Source organism: Mycolicibacterium hippocampi (assembly GCF_010723735.1).
GTDB lineage: Bacteria > Actinomycetota > Actinomycetes > Mycobacteriales > Mycobacteriaceae > Mycobacterium > Mycobacterium hippocampi.
Map to the genome: position 1 here is coordinate 3,109,530 of NZ_BLLB01000002.1, position 14,068 is coordinate 3,123,597.

Consider the following 14,068-nt stretch of genomic DNA (forward strand, 5'->3'; position numbering starts at 1 on the left):
CCACACGCGACTAGGATCCGCAGACGAATTCATTCAACCCCATGAAAAGGCAGTCTTGATGCCCGACGAAATCGTTACCGCCTTCGAAGCGGGGAAGAGGCGGGCTGGAAACGCTAGCGTGTTCGAGGCACCGCCCGCGCACGAGCGTGGGAAGCAAATGGTTCGGGAGGCTAGAGAGCCTCAAGATTATCTAGCAGCTGCCGAGCAACTCGGGTTCGCCTACCAAATCGCCGGGAACTACGGATTCACTGGAGAGCAATTCGACATCCTCGACGTCATGGGCTCGATCTATGCGCGTTACCCCTCAATGGATGGGGATGCAGCGAGCGTTGAGGCATCAAAATGGATGCGGCGCGCTGGACGCGGGTTTGTCGACATCGGTGAGATGGGCAGTGCCGCTATCCCCTTCACAAACGCAGCCGTGGCGTTGCTAGAGAAATCAAGTATTACGGAGAGCGAGTTCAGACTCATTAAGAGTCTAATTGACTTGGGATTCGAACATAAGCAGCCCGGTTCCGTCGATTGGGGCTACTCGGAAGCCGCACTCGGCATGTATTATGATCGGCTCAAATCTTCATCTACGTCTGACAGAATCGCCAATCTCGAAGCATCAAAGGACGCGTACGACCGGGCCGCACAGATCTTTCAAACTTATGGCGAAACTGTGTCAGTCGCCTCTCAGTCAATGATATCTCGCGTAGAGATGAATCTATATCGGGAGCGTCTAAACAAAAAGATCGCAGATGCGCTTCTAGAGCACGTAACTGAACTACCTGTAGCAGCGCAAAGATGGGCGCCAGAAATGCCCAATATGATCGCCGACAGCATTCGGAAGAATCCGACAAGTTATGGTTATGAAACTGTTCCGGACTGGCTTCTGGAGCTTACAGATTCCTCGCCAGCCGAAGAAGACGCTGACATGTTGAGAGCGGCGCGTGACAGGCTATTGTTGGCGGTTGAAGGTGATAATGAGTCGGACTATACGGCGCGGTTGGGCTGTCGCTGGCAAGCGGCAGAAATCGATGTAAATCTGCTGCCAGCCGGCGAGGCTTATCAAAATATGCTTAACCTGATTACCGACTATGCAAGCGAATTCACCCCGGAGCAACTGATACGCCGCGGATCCTACGTTACAGGCATGGCTCGATACGTCGGAGAACAACCCCCTGTCGACTTATTGCTTGCTATCGCCGATGCGTTCGGAGAGATCAGCAGGCAACGTGACGCAAAGCGGCTTGAAATGTTCCTGCGCGAGAATCCTGCGCATATGCGCTTCGTTGCGTGCGACCTTTGTGAACACGGATTGTGGGACAGCGCTATCTCCGTGATCGAGAACTCGCGCGTGCTTCTTTACTCGACGCACGCACAAGAGTCGCGCGAGTGCGACCTCCCGTCAACTGAGCCAACTGACCCACCATCATGGGTGTACGTCATGCATTCTCCTAAGGGAACATACGTAATCGTCGGACCGGAGGACCAGCGAGGATCGGCGTCCGGCGTCTTTGTCGAAGACATCGATGGCGCCACGCTCTCGGACTTACATTTTTCCTTCGCCGATGAGTCAGTCGGTCTGATGCACGCCCAAGTCGGTGGAATGCCGAACCATTTGACAGCCGCGACGGCGAGAGCCTTTGAAATTTTAGCGCCGCTTTCCGCGGCAATACAAAGCATGATTCCTGAAAACCGGGGAGTATGTCTCATTCTTGGTGGACTATACGTGACGCTACCTGTGAGCGCGGCGCTATGTGTTGACGACTCGGTACACTACCCCTTCGTTGTAGTCGTTCCGAGCAGAACGCACACCGTTTCTCGGCGGTACTCACTGCCTCTAGACACCGAATTCTCCGCAACCGCAATGAGTGTTCAGACTACGTCTTGGATTCCAGATATGCCCGTTCTTACGTACCCCGATTCCGAGATCAACTCGTTGGACCACTTCCTGTCCACCGCTGGCGCTCAGGTATCGGTGGTCAATCAGGCCAGCGTCGCTGATTTCGCCGCCGCTCTCCCGCAGAGTAATCTTATTCATTTTTCTGGTCATTCAATTGCAACGGTATTCGAGCCCGAGTTCGCGTCTATGCTGTTTGAGGATGGCCCATGGGCCGTTACATTCATTCTGGCGCACAAACCAATACGCAATCTTCTTCTTGCGACGATAAGTTCGTGCCAGTCGGGTCACCAATCCACTACTGTGTTGGCGGATGAATTCTTAGGAATAAATACCGCTCTTCTGTATCGTGGCTGTCGAATCACGTTAAGCACTTTATGGCCGATATTCGATGTAGTGTCATACATCGTAACCAGCCGTTTTTATTCAGAATTAACGCATGAGGCTGAAGTGCACATCGAATCCTTATTCGAGTCATTGTCAAGGACGCAAATATGGGTGCGTACGTCGACTGCAGGCGAGATATCCGATTTTCTGAGGACGAATGGTCTAGACGTCCCTGCCATGCTGGAGAATTCTTCGGCAGAGGCTATCCTCTTCGACCATCCGCGAGTCTGGGCGGCCTATTATCTCTCGTCCCGATGCCTTTGATCTGCTACCGGACAAGCACATAACCACCAGTCTGGCGCCGACTGTCAGTTCCGGTCGAAAAGTGAGCATGTAGTTCCGGTTGAAAAGTGAGCACTTCACCTTTCGATTGGAGAGTGATCACTGTGGAGGATTGGGCGGAGATTCGCCGGCTGTATCGGTCGGAGAAGCTGTCGCAGGCTGCGATCGCGCGGCGGCTGTCCTTGTCGCGAAACACCGTGGCCAAAGCGCTGCAGGCGGATGTACCACCGCGCTATGAGCGAGCGCCGGTGCAGACCTCGGCCTGGGCACAGATCGAACCGGCGGTGCGTGCACTGCTCACCGACTTTCCGACGATGCCGGCGACGGTGATCGCCGAGAGGGTCGGCTGGATTGGTGGGCATTCCTGGTTCGCCGAGAACGTGACCAGGATCCGCCCCGAGTACGCGCCGCCCGATCCGTGCGATCGGTTGGTCCATCTGGCCGGCGAGCAGGTCCAGTGCGACCTGTGGTTCCCCGGCCAGCTGGTTCCCGATCACGCCGGTGTGTTGCGGTCGTTTCCGGTGCTCGTGATGGTCGCTGCCCACTCGCGGTTCATCGCCGCGATGATGATTCCGTCGCGGGTCACCGGGGATCTGCTGGCCGGGATGTGGCAGCTCATCGCCCGCGATATCGGCGGTGTGCCGCGGAGCCTGTTGTGGGACAACGAGTCCGGGATCGGTCAACGCCGCCGCCTAGCTCAAGGGGGTGGCCGGGTTCTGTGGGGTGCTGGGCACCCGGCTGATTCAGGCCCGACCCTATGACCCCGAAACCAAGGGGGGTGGTGGAGCGGGCCAACGGCTATTTGGATACCTCGTTTCTGCCCGGGCGCACCTTCGCCTCGCCAGAGGATTTCAACGCTCAGCTGCACGACTGGCTGAGCTCGTATGCCAACCGGCGCATCCACGCGGGCACCCGGATGATCCCCGCGGATGCACTGGTCGCGGACCGGGTAGCGATGGCCGGCCTGCCGCCAGTGGCCCCGGTGACCGGCACGACGGTGACCACGCGGCTGGGCCGCGACTACTACGTCAGCCTCGGCGGCAACGCCTACTCGGTGCATCCGGAGGTGATCGGCCGGATGATCACCGTGCGGGCCAGTCTGGACCGAATCATCGCACTGTGCGGTGATCGCGTGGTCGCTGATCATGAACGACTCTGGGGAACAGCAGGATTAGTATCTGAGCCGGAACATGTGGCCGCTGCGGCGGTGCTACGCGAGCAGTTCCGCACCCGCCCGGCTGCCGGCGCTCATCTGGATGTCAGCGTCGAAGTCGCCGATCTGAGTGCCTACGACGCGATCTTCGGAACCGGGGAGGTCGCCTGATGGCCACCACGAAACGCACCCCAGCTCCAGGTGAGGCCGACAAACTGATCGCTCATCAGGCCCGGCTATTGAAGGCCCCACGGATCGCCACGCACTATCACCGACTCGCCGAGCAAGGCCGTGCGTCGAACTGGTCACTCGAGGACTATCTCGGGCAGTGCTGGCGGTGGAGTCCAATGCCCGTGCTGAATCCGGTGCCCGACAGAGGATCCGATACGCGGGTTTCCCGGCGATCAAGACGATCACTGATTTCGACTTCACCGCCCAACCCGCTGTGGACCGCGCGCAGATCGCTCGACTGGAGGGCGGAGGCTGGCTGGCCGAAGCCCGCAACATCGTCCTGCTGGGCCGCCGGGCACCGGCAAAACCCACCTGGCGACTGCCCTGGCGATCGCTGCGGCACACGCTGGACATCGGGTCGCTTTCGCCCCGGCCACCGGCTGGATCACCCGCCTTGCCGAAGCGCATCGCATCGACCGCCTCGACGCCGAACTGCGCAAGATCTCCCGATACGGACTCATCGTCATCGACGAGGTCGGCTACATCCCATTCGACACCGAGGCCGCCAACCTGTTCTTCCAACTGGTCTCGACGCGATACGAGAAATCCTCGATCATCCTGACCTCTAACCTGCCGTTTTCGAGGTGGGGACAGGTCTTTGGTGAAGCCACCATCGCCTCGGCAATGATCGACCGGATCGTCCACCACGCCGATGTCATCGCCCTCAAAGGCGCCAGCTACCGCATCAAACACACCCCGATCGAGTCACTGCCCTCCGTAGAAGTCGATCGTCAGGCAGACTCAACCCCGTAAACCTGCTCACTTTTCGACCGGAGCAGGCTGCTCAGGATTCGACCGGAGCCGACACCGACGATGCGCTATCTTAATGACCGTGCGTTGGTATGCTCGTCCCGACGGCGAGAGCCACCAGCTGAGGGTCACTCCGAGACTGTGGTCGATGGAAAAGTCTGATCATCCAAATCAGATTCAGCTGCGAGCATTCCTCGACGACGCCGCTCTGCTCTTATCCTCGTCTGCAATCGGTGGCCCTTGCGCACTCCGACTTGATGTGGGACTGCCGGCGGCTGTGGATCTCCTGGACAAGAGGGATCTCGACAACTATGCGAAGCCTTTGGCTACTCGCCTCAGTAACGATCGTCTGGTGTCGATTTGGTGTACCAAGCAACACGCTGAGCGATCATTCGTGAGACTCGAAGCTGCCAAAGCGCGACCCTTGCCGCCTACCGACCTTCTAGTTGTGACAACGACAGCGTCATGGGACGGTCACGCCGCGCAAGAGCAGATCGCTGAGGCGACCGCGGATCGAGCACAGTTGCCAGAGGGTCCAGTCAGGCTAGATCTGTCGTTTGTTGTCGGCCCAAGCAGGAACTGGTTGAACCTGTGGAAGCCGACGATCGACTCACTCGGCGCGCTACTTGGGAACGATCATCCATTCCGCCCATGGAACCCGCGGGACGGCAGGGTCACCGAGTTGGCTATGCACCGAAGCGTCGACCCCTCTCTCGGATATAACGTCACAATCGGCGTATCGGCGACACCCGCCTAATATGCGTGATTCAAGGTGAGTGTTATTCGCGAGTCTATCGCCAGAAGCGGTAGACCCTTCCGCGTGGGCGGCATGGGGCAATTGCTCAACTCCAGGTTCTAAGTGCAGCGCGGCAACCACCGATAAATGTTCCAGCTACCAGAATGCTTCTCCACTGCCGTGACGGTCGCTCGCGGTTCGGCACCCTCTGTCAGGGACTAAGGCAACTTCATTGATCCGTCAACCCCTGTCCACGATGTACCGCTTAATAATGCGGAGCAACGACTTTCGGTTGCTCTGCTTGGCAAGCACTTTCGTCGATATCTATCCAGGCGTACGCGTTGACGCCCGGATTTGCAATCAACTTTGGTGAGAATTTGCAGTCAAAGCCATGAATGTGCCCTGTAATCAAGCGAATAGCGTCCTTCAGAATCTCGAAGTCGACAACAACTGGTAGTGATCGCACGATGCCCAGTCGCCAAGGTTCGTCTCCAGCTTTGACGGCCACTGCCTGTATCGCATGTCTGTCGTCTGGCGTGTCGATGTAGGTCTGGAGCGTGTCGAGTCGGTACTGCTCGATATCTGCAGGAGGGTCCGCTCCGGACAACGGTCGGACTTGCCAGTCTCCGAAGATTTTCAGCAGGTCTGGAGACTCTTTGAACCGAGGGTCATCGACTTCACATTCAACCTTGATGCTGTTGAAGAGGTCGCACGTCTGATCGAGCGCCCGACGTTGCCGCCTCCTGAGTAGTCCAACGTCTCCCCTCAATACGGCGCCGAGCTGTTCCAAGAGTTGAGACATCATTGCTATCGCTTGATTCCGTTGTGCGAGCGCTGCGGAGTGCTCCGTCCCAGGAAGTGGAACGGCCAGATACGCGAAACGCGGCAATATTCGCGTCGCAGTGCCCGCAACCTTGACCGTCCGTTCCTGCCCAACAGTTAAAAGCTCGAGCGCTTTCTGGTTTAACCCAGTTCGGCGTTTGGCAATCTCGTCGGGAACTGCACCGAGTTGTGTGCCTGGCGGAATGATTGGCTGGAGCAGGCGGCCGTCCACAACGTAGGTCATAAGGTCTTGCGCACTGCCGTAGAACTCACGATTCGCTTTGATCTGGAGCTCGCGCAACCATTCGTCCCGACCTCGTCTGACGGTCAATAAGTGCGTCGCGATCGCAACGACTAAGCCCGAGACAAGGCCGGTGATGCCGAGAGGCGCTAGTTGGTCGACCCAGGCGGGCATGCCGGATGCGGCGTCGCTCACGCTGTTCGTGGTTGCGTTGATGTCTAGACCAGCAAAGTCAGAGTTCCCCATCGGATGACGAGGCTACGGCAGGCAGACGCCAATGTCCGGACCAAACAACGATGCCCAGGCGAGTTAAGCGGATCCGGTTGGGCACGTATTGGGCATGCAGCCCCGGCCGAATGTTAAAAATAGCCTTTGATCTCTAGTAATGCTGGTGCGCGATACTGGGATTGAACCAGTTTCATTGGAGGGCCGGTGTGGAACTGTCTGACCAGCCAAGAAAGCCTCTGAACTGGCGACACGTCCGACAGTAACGCTGGAGCTAAGCGGAAGCAAGTGCCGTCTGATGTAGTTTCTTATTGCGCGTTTATTGCGCGGATCGGAGACGACAGTGACGCAGAGCAAGGCGCGACAGCGCCGCAAGTTCGGTCGCATCCGCCAATTCCACTCCGGTCGCTGGCAAGCCAGCTACACCGGCCCCGACGCCAACGTCTACATCGCGCCAAAGACATTCGACGGCAAGGTCGACGCTGAGGCATGGCTCACCGACCGACGGCGGGAGATCGACCGTGAGTTGTGGTCACCCGCCAGCGGCCAGGAGGACAGGCCCAGCGCGCCGTTTGGTGAGTACGCCGAGGGCTGGCTGAAGCAACGGGGCATCAAGGACCGCACCCGCGAGCACTACCGGAAGCTGCTCGACAACCACATCCTCGAGACGTTCGGCGGTGTCGAGCTGCGCGACATCACTCCAAGTGCCGTGCGCCGTTGGTACGCCACAACGGCGGTCGGCACGCCGACGATGAGGGCGCACGCCTACTCCCTGCTGAGGGCGATCATGCAGACCGCCCTGGCCGACGATCTGGTCGACAGCAACCCGTGCCGGATCTCTGGCGCTTCATCCTCTCGGCGAGTGCACAAGATCCGGCCCGCCACCCTTGCCGAACTCGAGATCATCACGAAGGCGATGCCCGACGCCTATCAAGCGTTCATCCTCATGGCCGCCTGGTTGGCGATGCGATTCGGTGAAATCACCGAGTTGCGCCGCAAGGATGTCGACCTCCGCGACGAGGTGGTCCGCGTCCGCCGCGCGGTCGTGCGCGCTGGTGACGACTTCAAGGTGACCACCCCGAAAAGCGATGCAGGCGTCCGCGACATCTCCATACCACCGCACCTGGTGCCGGTCATCGAGGACCATCTCGACACCTACGTCGGCAAGGGCCAAGCAGCACTACTGTTCCCATCGGTCGGAGACCCCGAGCGGCACCTAGCGCCGTCGGCGCTGTACCGAATGTTCTACAAGGCTCGGAAGGCGGCGGGCCGAGACGACTTGCGGGTGCACGACCTCAGACATTCGGGCGCCGTCCTCGCCGCGTCGACAGGTGCCACACTCGCGGAACTGATGGGCAGACTGGGGCATTCGTCCCCGCAGGCGGCTCTCCGTTATCAGCATGTCGCCGGCGGCCGCGACAAGCAGATCGCAGCCCTATTGTCGAAGATTGCCGCAGGCGAGAAGTGAACGAAGAACAGTGGGAGCGGGAGTGCGCTGCGCAGACCTCTTACCTGGCGGCCCAGCTCCGAGCCTTGGACAAGCGACCCATTCAGCGCCGAAAAGCTTTTGTAGAGCATGAGATACGTTGCGCTGGGTGCGGCGATCCAGTTGTTCAAGTCCTAGCATTGGATCCGTACCGAGTACTTCGGTATCGCTCTGTAGAACTCAGCCGCGAATCGCTTCCCGCCGATATGAATCCGCGGGCACGGGCGGAGGCGATGGCAAGGCGGAAGCGTTCAATCAGGCTCGACCGTGACTGGCTTTTCTTTCCCATCGCAGAGGGAGACGCTGAACCCGGTAGGCAGCTCGTCCAAGGCTCTTGCCGCTGTCGTGGGCAGCACAATTTCACGCTCGCCGGGATCCTCCAGCGCGAAGGCAACCGGTCTACATCACGCCCGACACGCCACTAACGCTGGAGTAGGGCGGAATCGAGCGGAAGCACGTTACGATGGGTGTTGGTCATATGCCGCAGAGACGGCGGACGCTCGCAAATTAGGACGGGCCAGCGAGCCAGTTCCCGAAGGGGACGGCTCCGTAATGACCAAATCAGGAACGATTAGCGCCCGTCGTTGGGCATCGATTCAAGAGTCCGCTGAACACCTCGGTGTCACCGATCGGACCATCAGACAGATGATTGCCGACGGGCGCCTCCGCGGCTATCGCTCAGGCGGTCGGCTCATCCGCCTTGACCTCAACGAGGTCGACGCCGCGATGCAGCCATTCGGCGGCGCGGCATGAAGACAAAAAGAAACGGCCCCGCCACCAACGGAGCCGCTCCCAGAGACCTCAACACCTCTGACAGAGATCTTACGCGCCTGCTCGGGCTTCAACGTCACGAACCGCTGACGCCCGAAGATCGTGCCGACCTGGACCTGATCATCGCTGCGGCTGAGCGTGGATTCCGGCTTTCGACGCGTTGCCTGGATTGTGGGCACTGGATCACCGCGCCCAGCAGCGTGCGCCGGCACCGCGGCCCCGTGTGCGCCTCGAGGGCGGTGGGTAAGTGAACATGTCGGCGATCGCCATCGAGTACGCCGTCAACGGGTGGGCAGTATTCCCACTTCGCGGTAAGGCCCCGGCGTACAAGCAGATTCACCCTGAAGGGCTGGAACGGCAGACCTGTAAGGGCCAGTGCGGCCGCATCGGTCACGGTCTCTACGACGCGACGACTGACGCCGAGCGGGTCGCTGAGTTGTGGTCGGGCCGCTACGGCGACTGCAACATAGGCGCCCGAGTCCCGGAATCCATGTTCGTCCTCGACGTCGATGATCTCGACGGCCTAGCCGAACTCGAGTCGTCCTACGGCGTGCTTCCGGCGACTCTGACAACGATCTCCGGTCGGGCCGCTGGCGGACGACATCTGTACTTCCGCCGCCCGCAGGGCAAGCTCTCGCATCGGCGACTGCCCAAGGGGCTGGAGATCAAGACCTCAACGGGCTACACCGTGCAAGCACCATCGATCCACCCCGACACCGGTACGCGGTACGAACGCATCGATGCCCCGGTGGCTGCGCCGCCGAGCTGGCTCGTGGCGCTTTTGCGCCCGCTCGTCCCGGCCAACATATGCCAAACGAAACCGCTCTACGGCCTTCGTGGCGGCCCTTCAATCGCCGACGAGTTCGCGGTAAAAGCATCCTGGGCGACGATCCTGGGGGTACACGGCTGGCAGTGCCTCGATGCTGACCCTGACGGCGACGGCGCGCGTTGGCTGCATCCCGCGGCCACATCAAAATGCTCGGCGACGATCCGCAATGGATGCCTGTTCGTCTACTCGCCGAACACGGCTTTCGACGTCACCGAACCCGGAAACCCAAGCGGATACACCAAGTTCCGCGCCTACGCAGTGCTGGACCACGGCGGCGATATGCGCGCCGCCGCGCGGGCATTGCAGGGGGTACGCCAGTGATCGACGCGACTGAAGTCGAACCAATGCCCGAACCTGACGGTGCTGAACTGCTCGATGACATCGACGGTTTTCTATCCCGGTTTGTCGTGTACCCCGGAGAATGCGAACGCCGGGCACACACTCTGTGGATCGGCCACACCCACCTCATGGACTGTTGGGAATCCACACCACGAATCGCGTTCCTGAGCCCCGAGCCGGGAAGCGGTAAGTCTCGCGCCCTTGAAGTCACCGAGCCGCTGGTGCCTCGACCCGTCCACGCCGTCAACACCACATCGGCCTACCTGTTTCGCAAAGTGTCTGACGATGGCGGGTTACCCACGATCTTGTACTACGAGATCGACACCGTGTTCGGCCCCAAAGCCAAAGAGAACGAGGACATCCGCGGCCTGCTCAACGCCGGACACCGAAAAGGCGCCGTAGCGGGCCGCTGCGTGGTGCGCGGCAAGATCATCGAAACCGAAGAACTGCCGGCCTATTGCGCCGTCGCGTTGGCCGGCCTCGACGACATGCCCGACACCTTGATGACTCGTAGCGTAATCGTCAGGATGCAGCGCCGCGCACCCGGCGAGAAGGTCGAACCGTGGCGGCTGCGCGTCAACGGACCCGAAGCCGAGACGCTTCGGCAACGCCTCGAGGCATGGTCGGCCACGGTCGCACCCAGGGCCGTCGGCAGCTGGCCCACCATGCCTGCGGGCATCCAGGACCGTCCCGCAGACGTGTGGGAAGCGCTGCTCGCGGTCGGCGATCTGGCCGGAGGGCACTGGCCAGACACTGCCCGGCGTAGCGCTGTAGCGCTTGTAGCGGCATCCATGCGGAAGGCACCCACGATCGGTGTGCTGCTTCTCAAAGACCTCCTGACCATCTTCAAAAAGCACGAACAGCCCTACATCGGTAGCGGATCCGTACTTACAGAGTTGAACGAGGTGGAGGAGTCCCCGTGGGCGTCGTTCAAGAAGAACGGTGACCCCATCGACGCCCGCGCCCTGGCGCGCCATCTTCGCAGGTACGGCATTGAATCCCACGATCAACGCATCGGTGACGGCAAGGTCCAGAAGGTCTATTTCCGCGCCGAGTTCGAGCAAGCCTGGGCCAGGTATCTGCCCGACGACGAACCCGGGGACGAACAGCCTCTAGGTGACCCGCCCCATGAATCCGCTACATCCGCTACAGCGGCGACATTGCAGGTCACCGCCCACGCACCGTTGGTCACCGGACCCGGCCGCTGCACGGAGTGCGGCTTTCACACCGAAACGCAGGGCCACCACGATCGCTGCCAGGCAGGTGCGGCATGAAGCGCGCCGTCATCCGGCAGCGCCGCACCCTCGCCGACGGACGCCGACTCGTCCAAGTCGCCTGTCCCATCTGCGGAGTTCGCCACTGGCTGCCCGCCGACACCACAACCCACCAATGCCCGCGCCGCCCCGGCGTGTTCGCCCTCAACCCCGAAGGAAAAAACCGATGACCATCCAACCCCACCACTCCCGACTCGCTCGACGACATCGACCTCCTCACAGCGTCGGCCACCGAGATCCTGCGACGCCGCATCGACGAGATCGACCGCGAACGCGGCCACCAACCCGAGTTCCTCGCGATGGCCCGCGAGGACGCCGACACAGCGCGAGAAGAGGCGCTGGTCGCTGAGCCGTGGGCCGACTGCTGGAAAGCTCTGCCGATGACCGACGCGGACACCGGCGAACTCACCGGGATGATGGCGATACCCACGATCGACGGGAAAGAGCTGTGGGGCGCCCGGGCGGCGTTCGACTTCCTCGATGCCGGCGATGACCGGGAAGCGGTCGAGGAAGTGTTGAGCCGCTACTTCTCGGCACTCGACGGCAACATCGAGCACCTGTTCTTCGTGTTCTCTGCAGCGTTGTGCACGATCGCCGAGCACGTCATGCCGCCCATGCTCGACAAACTGGAACAGGAAGCGTCTGACTATCGCTCACGGATCCTGCTCGCCGACGCCGCTGCCAACGCCTGGCGCACACGGGCTTCTGACGACCTGCGTGGCCGAGATGACCACGAAGGTGAGGACTCGTGACATGAACCTGTCTGAAGACGAAACCCAGGCGGCGCTGTACTGCGTCACCGAACTTGTCGACCGCCGACGTCGCGCCGGTGTGCCCGTCCCGAACTGGATGACCAAGCTGGGAATGCGGCTCAAACTCGCCAGCCTCATGTCCCCCAGCGGACATGAAAGCGGTTGCAGTGAAACAGAATCAGAGGCAGACAGATTGATCGGCACAAGCGAGGCAGCGACCATCCTGCAGATGACAGAACGACACACCCGGCGGATCGCCTCCGATCTCGACGGCGAATACATCGCCGGCCGCCTGGTCTTCAACCTATTCACAGTCACCGAATACGCCCAGGAGAAGCGGAATGGCCGATCTGGCAGAAGCATTCGAGCAGCATCTTAAAAGCCTCTCGGATCAGGAATGGGAAGCCCTCACCGAGAGGGTCCGCCCCAAAAGCAATCCATCGAAGGGGGCCGGCGGTAGAGCCGAAGCCCAACGCCGCTCCGCACGAAAGGCGACAGCACGATGACCACGAAAACCATGCAAGCGCGCCTCGATGCGCTCGAACTCGAACTACTCCCCAAGGACTACTTCACAGCCCAAGAAGTCGCAGCACAAGCACACCAGCGGTTGAGCACCCTGCCCGGCCCGCCCGCAGCCGACCCTGCCCTCGCACCCCTGGCCACCGGGATGATCAGCGACGAATGGCTGGACCAGGTCGTTGCGCAGAAGACAGCCACGCCGCTCTGGGAGATACGCAGAGGCGCACTGCTTTCAGTCCTCAAAGAGGCCAACGGCCGCTCTGAGTACCTCTACAATGAAAACCGAGACCACTTTCTCGCCGCGCTACACGAGGAGCTGCAGACCTTCCTCGGCCATGCCGAGAAGGTGGTCGACGACCTCGGTGACTGCGCCACCGCAGCAGAGGCCATCGCCAACGACCGCACTGCGCAATGGAAACGCCTCACCGAACTCACCAACGACTACGCCGTACTGCGTGAACACCAGATGCGCCACGTTGACCCCAGAACACGCTTCGACTGCGCACCCCCCGACGGCGGCGAGGACCACGCATCCGATCTCTACCTCAAGAACCTCGACGACATCTGGCCGCTGTGGAAAACCCCCGGGGTCGAGACAGCGCGATTCGTCCACGTCAACGGAACCAAACCCCGCTTCGAACCATGGCCGTCCGACCCCACGCAACAGCTGCGCTGGCTCGTCACCTCAGCAGCCGAACCGTGGATCCCGACCAGCAGCGAACTGACACAACACCTCAAGGACCGACAGGACCGCGCCAACCCAATCGCCAAAGTCCGCTCCGGACGCCCCGACCTGCCAGCACCGAGACAGACATTCAACGGCAGCTTCCTCGGCGGACGCTGACCACCCGACAACCAACGAGAGGTCAACTCAATGCCCGACACCTTCGACACCGACCCCGACATACTGCCGCCGCTCACCAAAGCCATCCGCGCCACCTGGCCCGGAGCAACCGGAGCGACCGCAGCAGTGGGCGCAGTCCCGAACACCAGGGCGATCCGGGCGATCCTCGACGCCGTCCACAGCCTCGAGAACCGCGTCATCGACCTCGAAACTCCCTGAAGCCAAGCGACGGCTAGGCGTCAAACCCGACTAGGAAGGGGCAAGGACATGCCACGACGACGACCCGCAACACGTGCCGACCATGTACCTGCGCCGGCCGTCGCTTACCAACCGGGGACACCCTCCCCCCGGGGGTGCCCGACTAGACCCCGGGTCAGGTCGCTCGCGTTGTGCTCGGGTCTGGGGTTTTTCGACCTGCACGCTGACCCGACCTCTCAGTTGGGGGGTTTCCGCAGGTGAAAATGCATTTTTGGTGTCCAGTGGTGCCGTGCGGGTGGTGCGGGAAACGGGTAGGGAATCGGGCTTCAGGGCCGCAGCGG

The 14,068-nt window shown here is 61.0% G+C and carries 11 protein-coding genes and 2 pseudogenes; 12 read left to right on the forward strand and 1 reads right to left on the reverse strand.

All coding sequences use genetic code 11. The features are described from left to right. Positions 1-58: 58 nt before the first annotated feature. The 3 genes and pseudogenes from G6N53_RS16135 to istB all read left to right on the forward strand — a co-directional run bounded on the left by G6N53_RS16135 (position 59) and on the right by istB (position 4,694). Entirely contained in the window at positions 59-2,539 is a 2,481-nt protein-coding gene (locus G6N53_RS16135) for a CHAT domain-containing protein (protein WP_163890011.1), read from the forward strand. A gap of 122 nt (positions 2,540-2,661) precedes the next feature. Next, positions 2,662-3,881, forward strand: a pseudogene (gene istA / locus G6N53_RS16140) (IS21 family transposase). Further along, positions 3,881-4,694 (forward strand): annotated as a pseudogene (gene istB, locus G6N53_RS16145) (IS21-like element helper ATPase IstB). The pseudogenes istA and istB overlap by 1 nt, the downstream one beginning before the upstream one ends. Positions 4,695-5,692: 998 nt before the next feature. On the opposite strand, the gene G6N53_RS16150 reads toward istB, so the two are convergent. Continuing rightward, positions 5,693-6,736 carry a hypothetical protein gene (locus G6N53_RS16150; protein ID WP_163890013.1) on the reverse strand — a complete coding sequence of 348 codons (1,044 nt, stop codon included), beginning with the start codon at positions 6,734-6,736 and terminating at the stop codon, positions 5,693-5,695. A gap of 322 nt (positions 6,737-7,058) precedes the next feature. Between G6N53_RS16150 and G6N53_RS16155 the strand changes: the two genes are divergently transcribed. From G6N53_RS16155 to G6N53_RS16190, 9 genes are all read left to right on the forward strand, one after another. Then, on the forward strand, positions 7,059-8,183 hold the full coding sequence (locus G6N53_RS16155; RefSeq protein ID WP_163890015.1) for a tyrosine-type recombinase/integrase: 1,125 nt from the start codon (positions 7,059-7,061) through the stop codon (positions 8,181-8,183). 570 nt (positions 8,184-8,753) lie between these two features. Next, positions 8,754-8,954, forward strand: coding sequence for an excisionase family DNA-binding protein (locus G6N53_RS16160; RefSeq protein WP_163890017.1), 201 nt, complete (start codon positions 8,754-8,756; stop codon positions 8,952-8,954). Then, positions 8,951-9,223, forward strand: a complete 273-nt coding sequence (locus G6N53_RS30635) for a DUF6011 domain-containing protein (protein WP_353961936.1) — start codon at positions 8,951-8,953, stop codon at positions 9,221-9,223. The genes G6N53_RS16160 and G6N53_RS30635 overlap by 4 nt, the downstream gene beginning before the upstream one ends. A 2-nt stretch (positions 9,224-9,225) precedes the next feature. Beyond that, complete coding sequence (locus G6N53_RS16165) at positions 9,226-10,122, forward strand: bifunctional DNA primase/polymerase (RefSeq protein ID WP_163890019.1); 897 nt, start codon at positions 9,226-9,228, stop codon at positions 10,120-10,122. Between the two features lie 23 nt (positions 10,123-10,145). Next, complete coding sequence (locus G6N53_RS16170) at positions 10,146-11,414, forward strand: DUF3631 domain-containing protein (protein WP_163890021.1); 1,269 nt, start codon at positions 10,146-10,148, stop codon at positions 11,412-11,414. A 299-nt stretch (positions 11,415-11,713) separates the two neighbouring features. Continuing rightward, complete coding sequence (locus tag G6N53_RS16175) at positions 11,714-12,166, forward strand: hypothetical protein (protein ID WP_163890023.1); 453 nt, start codon at positions 11,714-11,716, stop codon at positions 12,164-12,166. 1 nt (position 12,167) lies between these two features. Continuing rightward, a complete protein-coding gene (locus G6N53_RS16180; protein ID WP_163890025.1) occupies positions 12,168-12,545 on the forward strand; it encodes a hypothetical protein in 378 nt (125 codons plus the stop codon). A 123-nt stretch (positions 12,546-12,668) separates the two neighbouring features. Beyond that, positions 12,669-13,529, forward strand: a complete 861-nt coding sequence (locus G6N53_RS16185; RefSeq protein WP_163890028.1) for a hypothetical protein — start codon at positions 12,669-12,671, stop codon at positions 13,527-13,529. A gap of 30 nt (positions 13,530-13,559) precedes the next feature. After that, a complete protein-coding gene (locus G6N53_RS16190) occupies positions 13,560-13,748 on the forward strand; it encodes a hypothetical protein (protein WP_163890030.1) in 189 nt (62 codons plus the stop codon). Positions 13,749-14,068 lie beyond the last annotated feature (320 nt).

What these genes read in the sequence shown, in the direction of transcription:
- G6N53_RS30635 (WP_353961936.1), top strand. Translation starts at nt 8,951, where the DNA reads ATGAAGACAAAAAGAAACGGCCCCGCCACCAACGGAGCCGCTCCCAGA.
- G6N53_RS16175 (WP_163890023.1), top strand. Translation starts at nt 11,714, where the DNA reads ATGGCCCGCGAGGACGCCGACACAGCGCGAGAAGAGGCGCTGGTCGCT.
- G6N53_RS16185 (WP_163890028.1), top strand. Translation starts at nt 12,669, where the DNA reads ATGACCACGAAAACCATGCAAGCGCGCCTCGATGCGCTCGAACTCGAA.
- G6N53_RS16190 (WP_163890030.1), top strand. Translation starts at nt 13,560, where the DNA reads ATGCCCGACACCTTCGACACCGACCCCGACATACTGCCGCCGCTCACC.
- G6N53_RS16150 (WP_163890013.1), bottom strand. Translation starts at nt 6,736, where the DNA reads ATGGGGAACTCTGACTTTGCTGGTCTAGACATCAACGCAACCACGAAC.
- G6N53_RS16135 (WP_163890011.1), top strand. Translation starts at nt 59, where the DNA reads ATGCCCGACGAAATCGTTACCGCCTTCGAAGCGGGGAAGAGGCGGGCT.
- G6N53_RS16170 (WP_163890021.1), top strand. Translation starts at nt 10,146, where the DNA reads ATGCCCGAACCTGACGGTGCTGAACTGCTCGATGACATCGACGGTTTT.
- G6N53_RS16160 (WP_163890017.1), top strand. Translation starts at nt 8,754, where the DNA reads ATGACCAAATCAGGAACGATTAGCGCCCGTCGTTGGGCATCGATTCAA.
- G6N53_RS16165 (WP_163890019.1), top strand. Translation starts at nt 9,226, where the DNA reads ATGTCGGCGATCGCCATCGAGTACGCCGTCAACGGGTGGGCAGTATTC.
- G6N53_RS16180 (WP_163890025.1), top strand. Translation starts at nt 12,168, where the DNA reads ATGAACCTGTCTGAAGACGAAACCCAGGCGGCGCTGTACTGCGTCACC.